Source organism: Terrimonas pollutisoli, from assembly GCF_029360765.1.
Classification (GTDB): Bacteria; Bacteroidota; Bacteroidia; order Chitinophagales; family Chitinophagaceae; genus Terrimonas_B; species Terrimonas_B pollutisoli.
On record NZ_JARKNA010000001.1, the window covers coordinates 694,397 to 711,079 of the forward strand.

At 39.0% G+C, this 16,683-nt stretch carries 17 protein-coding genes; 12 read left to right on the plus strand and 5 right to left on the minus strand.

Annotated features, from left to right (window positions below; all coding sequences use genetic code 11):
• Positions 1-69: 69 nt before the first annotated feature.
• Both recJ and P2W73_RS02745 read right to left on the minus strand, forming a co-directional pair.
• Positions 70-1,791: a single-stranded-DNA-specific exonuclease RecJ gene (recJ, locus tag P2W73_RS02740; protein ID WP_276500450.1), complete on the minus strand. Its 1,722-nt coding sequence runs from the start codon at positions 1,789-1,791 to the stop codon at positions 70-72.
• A 30-nt stretch (positions 1,792-1,821) separates the two neighbouring features.
• Positions 1,822-2,784, minus strand: a complete 963-nt coding sequence (locus P2W73_RS02745; protein ID WP_276500451.1) for a polyprenyl synthetase family protein — start codon at positions 2,782-2,784, stop codon at positions 1,822-1,824.
• A gap of 195 nt (positions 2,785-2,979) precedes the next feature.
• Between P2W73_RS02745 and P2W73_RS02750 the strand changes: the two genes are divergently transcribed.
• The 8 genes from P2W73_RS02750 to P2W73_RS02785 all read left to right on the plus strand — a co-directional run bounded on the left by P2W73_RS02750 (position 2,980) and on the right by P2W73_RS02785 (position 9,943).
• Positions 2,980-4,605, plus strand: a complete 1,626-nt coding sequence (locus P2W73_RS02750; RefSeq protein ID WP_276500452.1) for an OmpA family protein — start codon at positions 2,980-2,982, stop codon at positions 4,603-4,605.
• A gap of 154 nt (positions 4,606-4,759) precedes the next feature.
• Positions 4,760-5,578: an outer membrane protein assembly factor BamD gene (locus tag P2W73_RS02755; protein ID WP_276500453.1), complete on the plus strand. Its 819-nt coding sequence runs from the start codon at positions 4,760-4,762 to the stop codon at positions 5,576-5,578.
• The gene (locus P2W73_RS02760) at positions 5,553-5,894 is read left to right on the plus strand and encodes a DNA-directed RNA polymerase subunit omega (protein ID WP_276500454.1); all 342 of its coding nucleotides are present in this window, start codon (positions 5,553-5,555) and stop codon (positions 5,892-5,894) included. The genes P2W73_RS02755 and P2W73_RS02760 overlap by 26 nt, the downstream gene beginning before the upstream one ends.
• An 89-nt stretch (positions 5,895-5,983) precedes the next feature.
• Positions 5,984-7,180, plus strand: a complete 1,197-nt coding sequence (gene coaBC, locus P2W73_RS02765; protein ID WP_276500455.1) for a bifunctional phosphopantothenoylcysteine decarboxylase/phosphopantothenate--cysteine ligase CoaBC — start codon at positions 5,984-5,986, stop codon at positions 7,178-7,180.
• Positions 7,173-8,093 carry a type IX secretion system protein PorD gene (gene porD, locus P2W73_RS02770; protein WP_276500456.1) on the plus strand — a complete coding sequence of 307 codons (921 nt, stop codon included), beginning with the start codon at positions 7,173-7,175 and terminating at the stop codon, positions 8,091-8,093. Before coaBC ends, porD begins: the two co-directional genes overlap by 8 nt.
• Entirely contained in the window at positions 8,090-8,569 is a 480-nt protein-coding gene (locus P2W73_RS02775; RefSeq protein WP_276500457.1) for a DUF4296 domain-containing protein, read from the plus strand. Before porD ends, P2W73_RS02775 begins: the two co-directional genes overlap by 4 nt.
• Positions 8,570-8,584: 15 nt before the next feature.
• Positions 8,585-9,283, plus strand: coding sequence for a CoA transferase subunit A (locus P2W73_RS02780; protein ID WP_276500458.1), 699 nt, complete (start codon positions 8,585-8,587; stop codon positions 9,281-9,283).
• Positions 9,284-9,286: 3 nt separating this feature from the next.
• Positions 9,287-9,943, plus strand: coding sequence for a CoA transferase subunit B (locus P2W73_RS02785; protein ID WP_276500459.1), 657 nt, complete (start codon positions 9,287-9,289; stop codon positions 9,941-9,943).
• 38 nt (positions 9,944-9,981) lie between these two features.
• Here P2W73_RS02785 and P2W73_RS02790 read toward each other — a convergent pair whose 3' ends face one another.
• Genes P2W73_RS02790 through P2W73_RS02800 form a run of 3 tightly spaced genes read right to left on the minus strand, consistent with a single transcriptional unit; the run spans position 9,982 to position 12,232 of the window.
• Positions 9,982-10,632 carry a response regulator transcription factor gene (locus P2W73_RS02790; protein WP_276500460.1) on the minus strand — a complete coding sequence of 217 codons (651 nt, stop codon included), beginning with the start codon at positions 10,630-10,632 and terminating at the stop codon, positions 9,982-9,984.
• A gap of 50 nt (positions 10,633-10,682) precedes the next feature.
• Positions 10,683-11,513, minus strand: coding sequence for a sensor histidine kinase (locus tag P2W73_RS02795; protein WP_276500461.1), 831 nt, complete (start codon positions 11,511-11,513; stop codon positions 10,683-10,685).
• 23 nt (positions 11,514-11,536) lie between these two features.
• Positions 11,537-12,232, minus strand: a complete 696-nt coding sequence (locus P2W73_RS02800; RefSeq protein ID WP_276500462.1) for a hypothetical protein — start codon at positions 12,230-12,232, stop codon at positions 11,537-11,539.
• 812 nt (positions 12,233-13,044) lie between these two features.
• Between P2W73_RS02800 and P2W73_RS02805 the strand changes: the two genes are divergently transcribed.
• The 4 genes from P2W73_RS02805 (at position 13,045) to P2W73_RS02820 (ending at position 16,671) form a co-directional block, all read left to right on the plus strand.
• Positions 13,045-13,701: a response regulator transcription factor gene (locus P2W73_RS02805; protein WP_276500463.1), complete on the plus strand. Its 657-nt coding sequence runs from the start codon at positions 13,045-13,047 to the stop codon at positions 13,699-13,701.
• Between the two features lie 54 nt (positions 13,702-13,755).
• Positions 13,756-14,505 carry an SAM-dependent methyltransferase gene (locus P2W73_RS02810; protein ID WP_276500464.1) on the plus strand — a complete coding sequence of 250 codons (750 nt, stop codon included), beginning with the start codon at positions 13,756-13,758 and terminating at the stop codon, positions 14,503-14,505.
• Positions 14,506-15,078: 573 nt separating this feature from the next.
• Positions 15,079-15,753, plus strand: coding sequence for a response regulator transcription factor (locus P2W73_RS02815; RefSeq protein WP_276500465.1), 675 nt, complete (start codon positions 15,079-15,081; stop codon positions 15,751-15,753).
• A gap of 72 nt (positions 15,754-15,825) precedes the next feature.
• Entirely contained in the window at positions 15,826-16,671 is an 846-nt protein-coding gene (locus P2W73_RS02820; RefSeq protein ID WP_276500466.1) for an aminotransferase class IV, read from the plus strand.
• The last annotated feature ends 12 nt before the right edge of the window (positions 16,672-16,683 follow it).

A 16,683-nucleotide genomic window follows, 5' to 3' on the forward strand; every position in this document is an offset into this window, starting at 1 on the left:
AACAAGGAGGGTGATGTCAAAGTTTTTTAGACTTTCGGTTTAATAGGAATCTTTATAGGGCAACCAAGTCTAATTCGTTGACTTGTAATTAATTTCATCAGAAGGTAAGCAATCAATAACCCTTAGCTGAAGATTTTTTTCTCCGTTCCACTCATTCACATCAATTTTAAAAACTACGTCAACCGGCTGTTTATATTTGAGAAACTCGTATTTAGGTGCCATGTTAAACCCGATTCCCGTGAGAGTAATATTATTCTTTTTTAAACAAAAGCGAAGGTGTTCTTCTTTCACTATTTTCGAATAGCCGTTGTCAGTAACATTTTTGACGAGAAATACCGGGCGAAGATTTTCAGGTCCGAATGGTTCCATTTGGGAAATAATATTGTAAAAAGACCAGGTAATATCCTCAAAGCCTATTTCAGCATCTATGACAACTTCCGGAACCAAAAAATCGGGATTGATGGTCGAAGCGACGATCTCCTCAAATTTGTTTCTAAACGCATCAATTTTATCTATTTCCAGTGTCATTCCGGCAGCAGCAAAATGCCCTCCATATCCGAGTAAGTGTTCTTTACAGGCATGAATGGCTTCATAAAGATTAAAACCCGGAACACTCCTGGCACTCCCTGCAGCAAATTCTCCTGATTGAGTTAAAATGATCGTCGGACGGTAATAGTGTTCTATCACTCTTGACGCAACAATTCCAACTACACCTTTATGCCAATGAGGCTGGAATAGAACGGTCGATTTGTTTTTTTGCCATTGATCATTGGCTTCAATAAGAGACAATGCTTCAAGCGTAGTGTTAATATCAGCCTCTTTTCTATCACTGTTATCGCTATGAAGCATTTCAGCAAATCCCAAAGCTTCATCATAAGTTTTTGCAATAAATAATTCTACTGCTTTCCTGGCGTCATCCATTCTTCCCGCTGCATTCACCCTTGGAGCAATCATGAAAACAAGATTGTGAATATGCAATTCACTTTTTAGCCCGCTCAGGAAACTCAAAGCCGTGATGCCATTATTAGGATTTTCGTTGGCTTTTTTTAAACCATGGAAGGCCAAAACCCGGTTTTCACCAGTCATTGGGACAATATCGGCGGCGATGGCCACAGCTACAAGATCAAGAAATTCATAGGAATGCTCCACCCCAAGATTCAATCTCTCGGCCAAAGCCATTATCAATTTAAAACCAACGCCACAGCCACAAAGTTCCTTATAGGGATAGTTACAGTCTTTTTGTTTTGGATTTAAAATAGCAACAGCCGGCGGCAATATTTCGTCAGGCATGTGGTGATCGCAAACGACAAAATCGATGTTTAGCCCTTTTGCATAATAGATCAGATCAACTGATTTAATGCCACAGTCCAGTGAAATGATCAAACCAAAGCCATTTTGTTTTGCGAAGTCGATTCCGGCTTTGCTAACGCCATACCCTTCCCGGTATCGGTGAGGGATATAAAAGTCAACATTGGAATGTTGTTTTATAAGGAATTGATACATGCAGGCAACAGCAGTCGTGCCATCTACATCATAATCCCCGAACACTAATATTTTTTCATTATTAGTAATTGCCCGCAATATTCTTTCAACCGCTTTATCCATGTCTTTCATAAGCCACGGGCTATGTAAATGGGATAACTGCGGCCTGAAAAAGTCTTTTGCGGTTTCAAAATTTGAGATACCCCGTTGAGATAAAATTTTGCAAAGGATGGGATGAATATTGAGGGCCTTTTGTAAAAGCAGGGTATTCTCATTGTCGTCTTGTAATATTGTCCACCGTTTCTTCATTCTTCCTAAATCTTTTAAGCAAGCTGTCAATCAATACTTCCTGTCAGTTACATATAGGACAAGATTTTCTAACCCCTGCCTGGCGGCATTCTCCGGGAATTGATTGAGAATATCTAATGCTTCTTTCTTGAATTGGTTCATTTTTTCGGCAGCATATGCTATGCCGCCGGCTTCCTTTACTTTTTTAATTATCCAACTTACCTTTTCTTTATCCTGGTTTTTATTTTTGACAATATAAATAATTTCCCGCCTTGTTTTTTTATCAGTATTGTTCAATGTGTAGATGAGGGGAAGAGTTAGTTTTTTCTCTTTGATATCGTTGCCGGTTGGTTTGCCGACATTCTCGCTTGAATAATCAAACAGATCATCTTTGATCTGAAAGGCCATGCCGGTTTTCTCACCAAAGAGCCTCATCTTTTCCGCTATTTCTTCGTTGTTGCTGGTTGACCACGCACCTGCCGAACAAGCTGAAGCTAACAGGGATGCGGTTTTATTGCGAATTATCTCAAAATAAACATCTTCGCTTAGGTTGAGTGACCGGGCCTTTTCGATCTGTAAAAGTTCCCCTTCGCTCATTTTCCTGACCGCATCGGAAAGGATGTGAAGAATTTTATGGTCATTATTATCGAGGGACATTAATAGTCCTTTTGCGAGCAAATAATCACCCACCAAAACAGACACTTTGTTTTTCCACAATGCATAAACGGAAAAAAATCCTCTTCTTTCCTGGGAGTCATCGACCACATCATCATGTACAAGGGTCGCGGTATGTAAAAGCTCAACCAGTGAGGCGGCCCTATATGCTGGTTCAGTGATCTCACCGCACAATTTTGCGGAAAGTAACACGAACATGGGCCTAATTTGTTTGCCCTTTCGCTTAACGATATATCTCATTATTCTATCCAGGAGGGGGGTCTGACTGCGGACAGCCTCTCTGAACCTGGTTTCAAATACCTTCAATTCTGTTTCTATCAATCCTGCGGGTAAGCTCATATGTTAAAAAACGGCAATTTACGTTGCAAAAAATTAATGCAGCGAATGCAACGAAATTGACCTTTTTTGTGACTAAGTAATTGAAAAATAAGAACAAACTACATGAAAAATTTTCACAAAAATTTGGTTATTGTGGTTCAAGTCATATTTTTGCGTTTTATTAGGACATTGTTTTCTCAATCTTAATCCTTAGTTATGATAAGCAAAAAGTACACATTACTGGCAGGTTTATTCTGTCTAATGACATCATTTGGTTTCGCCCAAGCGCAAGTTGGAAGCAGCTATAATGTGTCAGATTCTTCCGTAATTCCGTCTAAAAGAATGCCTCAGCATACTGAGTTTTTGAACGGAACCAATAATTTTCCGGCCAAACCTCGTAATCAATGGGAAATAGGTATTAAAGGTGGTGCATTTACCGTTAGTGGCGATTTACCTTCTGTTTTTCCAACTTTGGGTTTTGGTGCTCATGTTAGAAAATCGTTTGGTTATGTGTTTTCTATGAGACTGGAATATTTGCATGGTACTGGTAAAGGTTTGAACTGGAAACCTTCTAGCTACATCCCTGCAAGACCTGATAACCCTTGGTCAGCAGCCGGATATACTGGTGGAGTATACTACAATAACTATAAAACAAGTGTAAATGATCTCTCCCTTCAGGGAGTTGTAACCCTTAACAATATTCGCTTTCATAAAGCTAAAACAGGGTTTAACATGTACGTATTTGGTGGTATAGGCGGAACAATTTATGATACGAAAGTAAATGCACTTAATGGGACAGCGTCTTATCAAACCGATTTCAGTGGAGTAAATGGCGGCGTTTATAAAGATCGTAAGGATACTCGTAAAACTTTGAGAGACATATTGGATGATTCTTATGAATCGCCTGCTGAAAACCATGGTGAAACACGTCCTAAATTGTTCGGCGATACATTTAAACCCTCTGGCACAGTTGGTTTAGGTATGGCTTTCAAATTAAGCAATCGTATCAATTTGGCTATTGAAGACCGTGTAACCTTCATTAAGGATGATTTATTAGATGGACAGCGTTGGTCTGAACAAGGTGACCTTACCGGGGATTTTGATTCCTATAACTACGCAACTGTTGGTTTAAACTTCAACCTGGGTGCAAAATCTGTTGAACCTCTTTACTGGTTAAATCCTTTGGATTATGCTTACAGCGAAATCCGCAATCCTCGCCTGATGAGGCTGCCAAAACCAGTTTTACCAGATGCAGATGGTGATGGTGTTACTGACCAATTTGACCAGGAGCAAACTCCTGCCGGTGTACCTGTTGATTCCCATGGGGTGAGCCGTGATACTGATGGTGATGGTGTTCCTGATTCTAAAGACAAGGAATTGATCACTCCAACTCATTGCCAACCAGTAGATGCTGACGGTGTAGGTAAATGCCCATGCCCAGATAAATCTTGCTTCGAAGGATTGGTTGCTAAAGATGATTGCGCAGAGAAGTTAGGTGCATTACCAAGCATTTCCTTCAAAAAGGGATCAAATGTGCTGAGCGATGATAATAAAGCTGTTTTGGCTACAGTAGCCGCTAAACTGCGCAACGCACCAGAGTGTAAGGTAGTTGTGATCGGTTATTGCTCTTCAAGCAAAAAAGAACAGCAATTGAGCTGGGATCACGTAAACAAAGTAATCACTCACCTGGTTGAGAAAGAAGGTTTAAGCGCAGACCGCTTTATCTTCAACTATGGCCAGGAAGGTGGTGATTGCGATACAGTTGATCTGCGCGGCGCAGCTGAAGGTGAAGAAGGACCAAATACTGTGGCTCCTCCACACCCTAACCTTCGCAAAAAATAAAAATTAGCGATTTACTTTTTGCTGATATACAAACCCTTCCGCTTTTGCGGGAGGGTTTTTCATATTGGCTTTATCAAAACCTTAACTGCATGATTTTGGCAACTTATCTTTTTTACATAAGTTTTGTTGCCATCCATTAACTTTGCACACCTTTATGCGTTTTATACCGGTATTACTGATAACTGTTTTATTAGCAAGCTGCGGAGGAAAAAGTATTAATAAAGTACTTAAAAGCCCTGATCCCGAATACAAGTTGCGTATAGCTGAAAAATATTTCGTTCAAAAAAAATATAGCAAAGCACAGGTTTTATACGAAGATGTAATGCCATTTTATAAAACGAGACCCGAATTTCAGGACATCTATTATAAATATGCATACTGTGCCTATAACCAGGCTGATTATTTAAATGCAGAAAATCTCTTTAAAACGTTCCTCGAAATTTTCCCCAATAGCCCCAAGGCTGAGGAAATGGATTATATGAGGGCTTATAGCTTTTATAAACAATCGCCGAAGCCGGAATTGGATCAAACCAATACTATCAAGGCTATGGGAATGATGCAGGTTTTTATCAATACTCATCCTGGCTCGGAAAGAAATAAACAGGCTTCTGAAATAATCGACGTATGCAGGGGGAAATTGGAGATAAAAGACTATAAAAGTGCGAAGCTATACTTTGATATGGGGCAATTCAGAGCTGCTGGAGTTGCCTTTACGGCTTTGCTAAATGGGTTTCCCGAATCCCCACAAGCCGATGAGTATAAGCTTATGATCATAAAATCGTATTTTCGGTACGCTGAAATGAGCATCGAGGAAAAGAAAACGGAGCGATTTGAAAAAGTGATCAACGAGTGTGAGGATTTTGTTGACCGTTTTCCTGAAAGTAAGTTGCGCAAAGATGTTGAAGACTACATGACTTTATCTCAAACTAATATTAAAAATTTAAAAAATGAGCAAGCTAAGACGTCAGCTTAGTGCTGGTATTGCCAACAATGTGGAAACAAAAAGCCTTGATGACCTGAGGAAAAAGACTGGCAATTTATATGAGTCTATTGCCGTTGTTGCAAAAAGAGCAAACCAGATAAACATATCTCTTAAGGAAGAGCTTCATAACAAACTGGATGAATTTGCCAGCCATACAGATAGCCTGGAAGAAATCCATGAAAATAAGGAGCAGATAGAAATTTCCCGCGCCTACGAAAGAATGCCAAACCCTGCCTTATTGGCCACGCAGGAGTTTATGGATGATAAAATCTATTTCCGCAAAGGAGAAGATCAATTATTTGACTAAGCTAGATAAGTACAATAATACTCTGGGCGATATGGTGACAGCTATATCGCTTTTGTATTTTATGGGCAAATAGATAATTTTGGAAGACGATGCTACATGGGAAAAAGATATTATTGGGTATATCCGGCAGCATCGCTGCCTATAAAGCTATTTATCTTGTAAGATTATTGATCAAAGAGGGAGCGGAGGTAAAGGTAATTATGACCCCGTCCGCTAAAGATTTCGTGTCATCACTCACTTTGTCTACGCTGAGCAAAAATCCGGTACTAATAGATTTGTTTGATGAGCAAACCTGGGCTAACCACGTCATGCTTGGGCGTTGGGCCGACCTTATGTTGATAGCTCCGTTAAGTTGTAACTCTCTTGCAAAAATGGCCCATGGCCAATGTGATAATCTGTTAATGGCTACTTATTTTTCGGCAATTTGTCCGGTAGTTGTAGCTCCGGCAATGGATGAAGACATGTGGCATCACCCTTCTACACAGAGCAATTTGCGGTTGTTACAATCATATGGCAACACTATACTCCCGGTTGTAAAGGGAGAGTTGGCCAGTGGCCTGTTTGGTGACGGACGAATGGCGGAGCCTGATCAGATTTTTCGGTTTATTACTGACATTTTTTTTTCAAGCAAGCCACTTGCAGGTAAAAAAGCCCTGGTAACGGCAGGTCCTACATACGAAGCCATTGACCCGGTTCGTTTTATTGGTAATCATTCATCCGGAAAAATGGGTATTGCTATCGCTGAGGAATTACGCCAAAGGGGGGCAGAGGTAACGTTGGTATTAGGCCCTTCTCCAATATCATTTCCCTCAAATAGGATACATCTTGTTAAAGTGACTTCAGCTGATGAAATGTACCATGCCTGTCACGAGGTTTTTGAAAAAACAGATATTGCCGTCATGGCAGCTGCAGTAGCTGATTATACTCCCGTTACAAAGGCAGATCAGAAAATTAAAAAGAAGGACGACGGCCTTGTAGTTGAACTTACGAAAACCAAAGACATCTTAAAAAGTCTTGGTGAAATAAAAAGAGACAATCAAATATTGGTTGGTTTTGCCCTGGAGACTGTGAATGAAAAAGACTATGCGCGGGAAAAACTGAATAAGAAGAATGCAGACATGATCGTTCTCAATTCATTGAATGACGCCGGTGCTGGCTTTGGACACGATACTAATAAAATTACCATCTTTCAAAAAAATGGTACGGAGATATTATTTGATACCAAATCAAAGAGTGAAGTAGCGAAAGATATTGTGGATACAATTATAAACTCATACTATGCTTAAAAGAGTATTGTTTATTTTTCTTATTGCGATTGTGCTTATAAATGAGACAAGGGCGCAGGAACTTCAGGCCCGGGTTTCTGTTTTATCGAGCAAGGTCGGTTCCCAGGTAAATAAAAATATCTTTCAAACTTTACAGACTGCTTTGAACAATTTCGTCAATAACAGAAAATGGACTAATGACGCATTTCAGCCCGGTGAAAAGATCCAATGTAATTTTTTATTAAACGTTGAGCAGGATTTAGGCAATAATTTATATAAAGGAAAACTTACTATCCAGGCTGCGAGACCTATTTTCAATAGTTCCTATAATTCTCCAATTATTAACTTTCTGGATGATGACGTCGTGTTTCGCTACCAGGAATTTCAGCCTATTGAATTCAATGAAAATCGGGTGCAGGGAAGTGATCCTTCCGCTGCAAATCTGCCCGCAATTTTTGCTTATTATATCAATATCATATTGGGATTTGACTATGGATCTTTTTCGTTGCGGGGAGGTGATGCGTATTTTAAAAAAGCATGGAATATTGTAAACAATGCTCCCGAAAGCAGGGATATTACGGGATGGAGATCTTTCGAAAATATCAGGAACCGTTATTGGTTAGCTGAAAATCTCAATAACAATCGATTTGCATTAATGCATGATGCGATTTATGCTTATTATCGAACCGGCATGGATTTGTTTTATGAAAATGAAGAGCAGGCAAGAAGTGGAATTTCCAATTCTCTAAATTTCTTAAACACTATCAACACCGAAAACCCCAATTCCATGATCATGCAATTTTTTTTCCAGGGAAAGAGCACTGAATTGGTGAAGGTTTTTAGCCGTGCAAATGCAGATACAAAAACCAGGATAAGAGATATTTTAAGCAAACTGGATATTACCAACGCAATGGCATATAAAGAATTAAAATGAGGAAGTTTTTATTAGTTGGTTTGATCTTTCCAATTGTATTTAGCTGTTCCAATAAAGATAAACTTCCAGCAGGAATTTTGTCCAGGCAAAAAATGCGGGAAGTGGTTTGGGACATGAGCCGTACTGCAGAATTTCTGAATGGTTTTGTTTTTAATAAAGATTCGTCAATTGATAAGATAGCCGAAAGCGAAAAATGGTACAATAAAGTTTATCAATTGCATAAAACGACAAAAAAAGAGTTTGAAAGAAGCTATTCTTATTACCAGTCTCATCCCGATTTAATGAGAGAGCTATTGGATTCATTAAGCAAGAAAACAATGCCGATCAGGCCGCCTAAGCCAACTAAAGATTCTACCATTCTTAGTGATTCTATTAAAAAAAGAATTCCACCTCCTTTCAAGAGCGAAATTCAAAACAGAATCATAGATTCGATCAGGAAGCGAAGAATACAAAAGAAAAATATAAGGGCAGTTTAATACTTAAGTTTTGCTATGAAAAAAGTGATTGCAAATGCCGATGAAGCCATTTTTGATATAATGGATGGGAGTGTAATAATGTTGGGAGGGTTTGGTTTGTGTGGTATCCCGGAAAATTGTATTTCAGCATTAGTAAAAAAGAGAGTGAAGCACGTGACTTGCATTTCCAACAATGCCGGTGTCGATGACTTTGGAATTGGGTTAATGCTGAAACAACACCAGGTAAAAAAAATGATTGCTTCCTATGTTGGTGAAAACGCTGAATTTGAACGCCAGTTGCTGAGCGGAGAGTTGGAAGTGGAGTTAATTCCTCAAGGTACATTAGCCACACGTTGTCTCGCCGCAGGTTATGGCATACCGGCTATTTATACTCCTGCCGGTGTAGGAACAGAGGTCGCTGATGGAAAGGAGGTACGGAATTTTAAAGGAAAAGATTACCTGATGGAATACGCTTTCGAAGCTGATTTTGCTCTTGTAAAAGCCTGGAAAGGTGATACACACGGTAATTTAATTTATAAAGACACAGCCCGAAATTTTAATCCACTTATGGCAATGGCCGGCAAGGTTACCATCGCTGAAGTGGAAGAATTAGTACCTGCCGGTTCGCTGGATCCTAACAATATCCATACTCCCGGTATTTACGTTCACAGGATATTCCAGGGAGTTAATTATGAAAAAAGAATAGAGCAAAGAACCGTAAGAAAAAAATTGTAAAAAATGGCGTTAACCAAAGAACAAATTGCCCAACGCATTGCCAGGGAATTGAGAGATGGATATTATGTAAACCTGGGAATTGGGATACCTACCCTGGTAGCCAACTACATTCCTGAGGGGATTAGCGTGGTATTTCAGAGTGAAAATGGTTTATTGGGTATGGGACCATTTCCGTTGGAGGGAGAGGAAGATCCGGATTTGATTAATGCGGGGAAACAAACCATCACTACGATTCCCGGTTCTGCTTTCTTTGATTCAGGGATGAGTTTTGGGATGATTCGGGCAGGCAAGGTCGACTTAACTGTTTTAGGAGCCATGGAGGTAAGTGAAGAAGGGGACATAGCTAATTGGAAGATTCCCGGGAAAATGGTTAAGGGCATGGGTGGAGCAATGGACCTGGTAGCAAGTGCCAAAAATATTATAGTGGCCATGATGCATAGCAATCCAAAAGGCGAATCCAAGCTTTTGTCTAAATGCACCCTTCCAATAACCGGGCTGAAATGTGTCAGGAGGATTGTATCAGAGTTGGCGGTACTGGATGTGACGCCAAAAGGTTTTCGGCTACTTGAAAGAGCTCCGGGTGTAAGTATTGATGAAATAAAGGCAAAAACAGCCGGTAAGCTCGTAATAGAAGACGAAGTTCCCGAGATGAGTTTTTAGGCCGATATGGTGAATTAAATCAGGTTTGAAGGGAAGGCTTAGTCGATTAGGTTATTCTTTACGGCGAAAAAAACCAGCCCGGCGGTATTCTTGCTCCCAAATCGTTCCATAAGTCGATCTTTAATCGCCTCAACTGTCCGGGGACTTATTTCCATTTTTTGGGCTATTTCCTGAGCGGTAAATTCCATACAAATAAAGCGGAGCACGTCTCTCTCCTTATCGCTCAGTGTAACCTCATTATTAAGAGATGGCACCACCTTTTGACGGGAGTGGGATTTCTTTAAAAGAATTCGGTTGACAAAGTTGTTGAGGTAGTAGCCTTTTTCATACACTTCCATTATTGCTCTGCGTATTTCCTGGGGATCAGCATTTTTCAGCATATAGCCGTTTGCCCCGTTCTCCATGAGATGATAAACGAAACGCTCATCCTCGTACATACTCAGAACCAGCACTTTTATGTTGGGGTATTGCTTGCTGATAAATTTAGTGGCCTCGATACCGTCTTTACCCGGCATGCGAAGATCCATTAGCACAACATCGGGCTCAGATTGTGCAATCCCACTCAGCAATTCGTCACCGTTTTCTGCCTCTTGTACAAATTTGATGTTGGTAAATGGACGCAATGAAAGGATGACTCCTTTTCGGAAAATTTTGTGGTCGTCAGCAATAGCTACCTTAATGATTCCCATAGTTTCAGATAAGGGGTGAAATTAGCAAATAATCAGCAACTAACTAGCAACTACTCGTATGGATCGTCCTTAGGTAATTCAATGGTTACTTTATAATACGTTTGCGAAATATCCTTTTCGAAATAAATATTCCCTTTAGCTACACGCAGGCGGCTGCTAATATTTTTCAGGCCAAGCCCGATATTACTTTTATTCAGTTTGTCAAAATCAGTTTGAATGATACCTCTTCCATCATGATGTATCCGGAGGTAGAACTTATCGCCGTGCACGTTCTGTGTCAAATGAATAAAGCTGGAACTGCTGTGCTTTAAAATATTATTGATAAGCTCCTGGACGATGCGAAAAATAATCAGCTCCTTTTCTGGTTTTAACCTGTCCTTATAGTCATGGAAGCGGCTACTGGCATTCATGCTGCCTGAGCCACTGATTTTTTGAAAAACATCATTGATGGCAGACTCAAGCCCGAAATTTTTCAATGTGGGCGGCATAAGGCTGTGGCTGATATTCCGGACCAGCTGAATAGTATCGTCAATTATTTGTCTTGCCTGGAAAATGGCTTGCAATTGGGTTGCTTTGTCCTGGTTTACCAGGTTTTCATTGAGGTATAGACGGGCGGTTGCCAGCAAAGGGCCGGCATCATCATGCAGATCGGCAGCAAGGCGCTGTCTTTCCTCTTCCTGCAGCCTTATTGATGCATCAAGAAGTATCTTTTGCTGCTCCTCTTCCATTTTTTGAAGCGTACGTTGGTAGCGGGATACCTTACGCTGGTGGAAAATTATAAATAACACCAGTCCAACGGTTAATACAAGCATACCCATTGTGCCGATAAAAAGCACGGAGGATACTCCTGAAGATGGGCTGGTGGCTTGTAGTAAAAACATATCGTGGTTGGGTGGGTAGGGTTTTAATTCATGTCAAGGTCTAGGTAAGGTACAGATTTGGGTGGAAGTTTTTGCTTATGACGGTTGCGGGCATATACGATGATAGAAACACAAAAAAACAGATTTTTAATAGTATCTGCTATAAAAGTCAGGAACCAATATTTTTTAATTTGAGTTTCATCGATATGATTAACCAGAATATTAAAGAAAAAAGTACCGCCAAGATAAATAAGAATGCCGAGAGATAACCAAAAGCCTGGCTGGCTGAATATATATTCATTATTTACACTCTTAAAGCTCTGGTAAAAGTAAAATGATATATAGATGAAAATTAAAACGGTTTCAATTCCTACGGATATTGAATCAAGCTTGGCCAGCTGATTGCTTAAATAATAGTAAGTCAAAAAACCTGTAAAAAATATTGATAGAATTAATATTATTATTCTAAAAGTTTTAATCGCAATGTTTTGGAAAAGCAAATAGGTCAAAAAAGAATATTCGCAAAAAGTATAAAACGATTGATAAAATCGTAACATTCCTCTAGGAATAAGATATCTATCCTGAAGGAATAGAAAAGTAAAAAAGACAACTCCGTAAACTCCAATAATCAAATCGATATTTCTTTTACTTCTAAATAAAATAAAGATGAGGGGGAGAAGCAAATAGGAGTAGATAAGTATATGTAAAAAAAGCTTTTCTATTATATGGATTTTGTCCAAAAATAGAAAAACTTTTCAGAAATTGAAACTTTCAATTAGCTTATTCAGCGTCTTCCCATACGAAAACCGAAAGGTCTTTAACGTCGATAAGGATGCGTGAATTTTTCAGTGCCTTTTTCATAACAGTAACGTTTTTTTTAGTTCAAGAATCGATTCTGGATGTAAAAATTGACATTGCAAGGGGGGAATTCCATGGGGTTCTTTTTGTTGGTAAACCATTAGAATCGAACAAAACCCTTTACAGTAAAGAATCGTAGACTATTTACTAAGTAAACATACTTTCGAAAATAGGGTATTTTTTCGAATCATAGACAGTATTTTCACTATTTTAGCGAGTAGTTTAACGAAGTTAATTTCCTATAGGAAGAGTAGAGAAGGAAAAAGAAAATTGGGGCTATTTAAAACTTAGCGTGGAAAAGTAAAAATAAGTTGATTGACATTGGATTTGCTTCAGGTTTTCAATGGATAATTGGAAATCTTGTTATGGACGGTTTACCGGTCAGGATATTGGATGCTGCTAATCTTCGTCAATCAACTTGCAACAAAACTATATCCACATTTTTATGTGAACAAGAGCAGTATTGCTGCTTTTAAAAACTCAGTTTTTTTACCGTCATTGTAGTAGACTTCCGACAAATTCTACTCATTTGAAAATATGAAGCACCTATATTAAAATGTAATATAATGTATATCCATGCTCAATTATATCGCCCAAAAATTTGAAAACGAAACAAATAAGAAATGCAAAAAAAACTACATTTGGAATCGAAAAATCACCATTCATTAATTGACTGCTTAAAATCAAAGTTGTAATGCATAGCCAGGAGATAAAAATTGCAATCGCCGATGATCATAAAATTTTCCGCGACGGAATCAGAATGGCATTAAAAGACCGGGAGTATTTAAAGATATTATGGGAGGCGGAGGACGGAAAGGACCTTATGCATAAGCTGCAGCTCAAATTGCCGGATGTGATACTCATGGATATTCGGATGCCGGAAGTAGATGGCATTAATGCTATCAGCATGATCCGTAAGGAGTACGAGGCACTTAAGATAATTGTGCTCACCATGTATGACGACCAGGAAATGATTACGAAAATGATGGAGATGGGTGCCAATGCTTATCTCACAAAAACAACAGATCCTGATGAAATATACCAGGCCATCCTTACCTGCATGAACGATGATTTTTACTTTAATGAGTTAGTTAATAAAGCCGTATTATTGAAACTGCAGCATAAAAAAACGGTTCGTCAATTTTATCCCAACCCGGTAAAAATGTCAGAAAAGGAGATACGGATTTTAAAACTTATTGCCGAGGACAAGACTACTGAAGAAATTTCCAAAGAGGTTTTTCTCAGCCCGCGGACCATTGAAACCATTCGTCAAAACATGAAGCAAAAAGTGGGGGCCAAAACCATTGCAGGATTAGTAATGTATGCGATGAGAAATAAACTTTTGGAGTAATTCTATTCATTTGCGTGTAATTTCTCTGGTGCCGAATATTTTTACAAATTCTTAATGGAAAACATTAATAATACCTATTTCGACGGCTACTATAAAGATATATGGCGGGCAATCATTCCGCCTGAATTCTCATTAAAAGAAGCCGATTTTATTCAGCAATATTTTAATCTTAAAGAGGGGAGTAAAGTGCTGGATATGATGTGCGGCTACGGCCGGCATGCTATTGCATTGGGGCAAAAAGGTATAGAGGTTACAGCAGTGGATAATTTGGACGAGTATATTTCCGAAATAAAAGAAAGAGTTGTCCAGGAGCAGCTTCCCGTTTTCCCGGTTAAGGCTGATATACTGAACTATACCCCTGAAGGCATTTTTGACCTGGCAATATGTATGGGCAATAGTCTTTGCTTTTTTAATAAAGAGGACACACTTAAAATTTTAAGAACAGTTTTCTCGCATTTGAAAGAAGACGGTTTTCTTTTTATCAATACCTGGATGTTGGCTGAGATTGTTTTTAATAAATTTAAGGATAGGGAATGGAATAAAATCGGCGATGTCAAGCTTATAACCGAGAGCAAATATTTGCTTCAGCCTTCCCGAATTGAAACCGAACACATGATCCTTGATCAGCATGGAAACGTAGAGTTTAAAAAAGCTATTGACTACATTTATTCAATTGCTGAAACTGAACAAATACTTTCAGAAGCTGGCTTCAGCACGAAAGATGTTTATAGTGTGCCGGGACGAAAAAAATTTAGCCTGGGCGATACAAGGGCTTATATTGTTGCTCAAAAAAAGCCTTCATAATAATCTTTTCATTTGGTAAAACTGTTCCATAAAGAAACCCCTTCTCTCGAAGGGGCTCTGAACGTTACTGTTATGAAAGAAAAAATTTATTATGCTTTGAGTAATAATAGGAAAAGGCTAATGGCTTCCGGTTTTAGTTTGACAGTTTTCCATAAAAGAACGGATCAAAAAACAGGTTGATAACTATAAAAACAGAAAGTTGATTAGTAAAGGAGAATCATTCAGGGTTTTTCAAAGGATTGGGAATGACTTTTCTGGACGGTTTGGACATTGGATGATGGGGAACGATCTTCCGATATAATCAACTTTCTGAGACAAAAATATATCCACACTGTAGTGTGGACAAGAGCACAACTTCTCAATTTAATCTTATCGGCTTTTACGGTGAGAATAGTAAATAGACTGTACTAATGCATAGTTATTTTTCGTGTCAATCAGAGTAGAAGCCCTACTGGTACTTTCCACAAATTTGAAATCAAGTACTTCTACTATGGTATATATTGCAGGAATTTTTCAACTTGCATTCGTAGAACAAATACCAAACCCTATAGCTTTACAAATTTAAATTGATCCATGAAAAACCCAGAATCTAACTCCTTAATCAAAGTAGCCATTGCTGATGATCATGCTCTTTTCCGTACTGGCGTAAAAACTTCACTGTCAAGCAGGAAAGATATTCAAATGGTCGCAGAAGCCGAGAACGGCATGCAATTACTAAACCTATTACGCCACATTCAGCCGGATGTAGTTTTGCTGGACATCCAAATGCCAATCATGGATGGTTTAACTACATTGCCGGAAATAAAGAAACTTTATCCGGGTGTAAAAGTAATTATGCTTTCGATGCATAATGACCATTCGGTTATCTCAAGAATGATGGAAATCGGGGCCAATTCCTACCTGACAAAGGAATCAGGATCCGAAATGATCTACGATGCCATCAGAGCCGTATATGAGCAGGATTTCTTTTTCAATGATCTTACTAATAAAGCTTTGTTGAGCGGCCTTCGTACAAAACGTACAGCCGAATCATCTATGCCACAAGACGTGCAGCTAACGGATAAAGAAATAACTATTTTGAAGTTGATGTGCGACGAAAAAAGTACAAAAGAAATTGCTGATATAGTAGACCTGAGTCCCCGAACTGTGGAGGCAATCCGTGATAAATTAAAAACAAAGACCGGAACAAAATCTATGGCAGGCCTGGTAATGTATGCCGTAAAAGCCGGTTTGGTAGAACAAGCATAACTGCATCTCTGACTAATTGCTTATAGGGTCATCTCTTTTGCGGGATGACCTTTTTTATTTTACTTTCAGCCCATGAACTATATATGCCTGAATGGGAAAATTGTAGGAGGTGCAGCTCCTTTATTAATGGCGGATAATAGGAGCTACCGGTATGGAGATGGGTTATTTGAGACAATCAAAGTGGTCAATAAAAAAATTTCCTTAGAGTCTTATCACTTTGAAAGACTATTTCAAAGTTTGGCAATGATGCACTTTGCAATTCCATCATTGTTTACACCGGATAAAATCAGGAAAGAAATAGTATCGCTGTGTGCAAAGAATAGATGTGATGAGTTGGCCCGGGTGAGATTTTCGGTTTTTCGGGGAAATGCTGGTATAAACGAAAGCCTCGGCGATTTACAGTATCTTATTGAATGCTGGCCATTAAATGATTCATTCAATTATCTAAACGAAAATGGCTTAGTCATCGACGTATGCCCCGATACCAGGAAGAGTTGCGATAAGTTTTCAACTATTAAGTCAGCCAATTTTTTGCCATATGTCATGGCGGCCCTGCATGCAAAAGAGAATCAACTGAATGATGCAATCGTTTTGAATGTACACGGCCGCATCGCTGATAGCTCTGTCGCAAACATTTTTATTGTAAAAGGTGATAAATTAAAAACACCTTCCTTAAGTGAAGGGTGCGTAAACGGAGTGATGCGAAAATTTTTGCTTGATAATTCTAAGGGAAGCGGGGTGGACCTGGTTATTGAAGAAACCGGCTTGTCAGTTGATGATCTCTCCTCGGCAGATGAAGTTTTTTTAACCAATGCTATTTCCGGGATCAAATGGGTAAAGCGATTTAGAGATAAAACCTATACCAATAAAATTTCTTCCAGTATTTTTCAAAAACTCCTGGAACCAATTTGGAAATAAATAATTCTGGCA

Excerpts from the sequence above, each read along its gene's own strand:
- recJ (WP_276500450.1), bottom strand. The coding sequence starts at position 1,791 with ATGAAGAAACGGTGGACAATATTACAAGACGACAATGAGAATACCCTG.
- P2W73_RS02745 (WP_276500451.1), bottom strand. The coding sequence starts at position 2,784 with ATGAGCTTACCCGCAGGATTGATAGAAACAGAATTGAAGGTATTTGAA.
- P2W73_RS02750 (WP_276500452.1), top strand. The coding sequence starts at position 2,980 with ATGATAAGCAAAAAGTACACATTACTGGCAGGTTTATTCTGTCTAATG.
- P2W73_RS02755 (WP_276500453.1), top strand. The coding sequence starts at position 4,760 with ATGCGTTTTATACCGGTATTACTGATAACTGTTTTATTAGCAAGCTGC.
- P2W73_RS02760 (WP_276500454.1), top strand. The coding sequence starts at position 5,553 with ATGAGCAAGCTAAGACGTCAGCTTAGTGCTGGTATTGCCAACAATGTG.
- coaBC (WP_276500455.1), top strand. The coding sequence starts at position 5,984 with ATGCTACATGGGAAAAAGATATTATTGGGTATATCCGGCAGCATCGCT.
- porD (WP_276500456.1), top strand. The coding sequence starts at position 7,173 with ATGCTTAAAAGAGTATTGTTTATTTTTCTTATTGCGATTGTGCTTATA.
- P2W73_RS02775 (WP_276500457.1), top strand. The coding sequence starts at position 8,090 with ATGAGGAAGTTTTTATTAGTTGGTTTGATCTTTCCAATTGTATTTAGC.
- P2W73_RS02780 (WP_276500458.1), top strand. The coding sequence starts at position 8,585 with ATGAAAAAAGTGATTGCAAATGCCGATGAAGCCATTTTTGATATAATG.
- P2W73_RS02785 (WP_276500459.1), top strand. The coding sequence starts at position 9,287 with ATGGCGTTAACCAAAGAACAAATTGCCCAACGCATTGCCAGGGAATTG.
- P2W73_RS02790 (WP_276500460.1), bottom strand. The coding sequence starts at position 10,632 with ATGGGAATCATTAAGGTAGCTATTGCTGACGACCACAAAATTTTCCGA.
- P2W73_RS02795 (WP_276500461.1), bottom strand. The coding sequence starts at position 11,513 with ATGTTTTTACTACAAGCCACCAGCCCATCTTCAGGAGTATCCTCCGTG.
- P2W73_RS02805 (WP_276500463.1), top strand. The coding sequence starts at position 13,045 with ATGCATAGCCAGGAGATAAAAATTGCAATCGCCGATGATCATAAAATT.
- P2W73_RS02810 (WP_276500464.1), top strand. The coding sequence starts at position 13,756 with ATGGAAAACATTAATAATACCTATTTCGACGGCTACTATAAAGATATA.
- P2W73_RS02815 (WP_276500465.1), top strand. The coding sequence starts at position 15,079 with ATGAAAAACCCAGAATCTAACTCCTTAATCAAAGTAGCCATTGCTGAT.
- P2W73_RS02820 (WP_276500466.1), top strand. The coding sequence starts at position 15,826 with ATGAACTATATATGCCTGAATGGGAAAATTGTAGGAGGTGCAGCTCCT.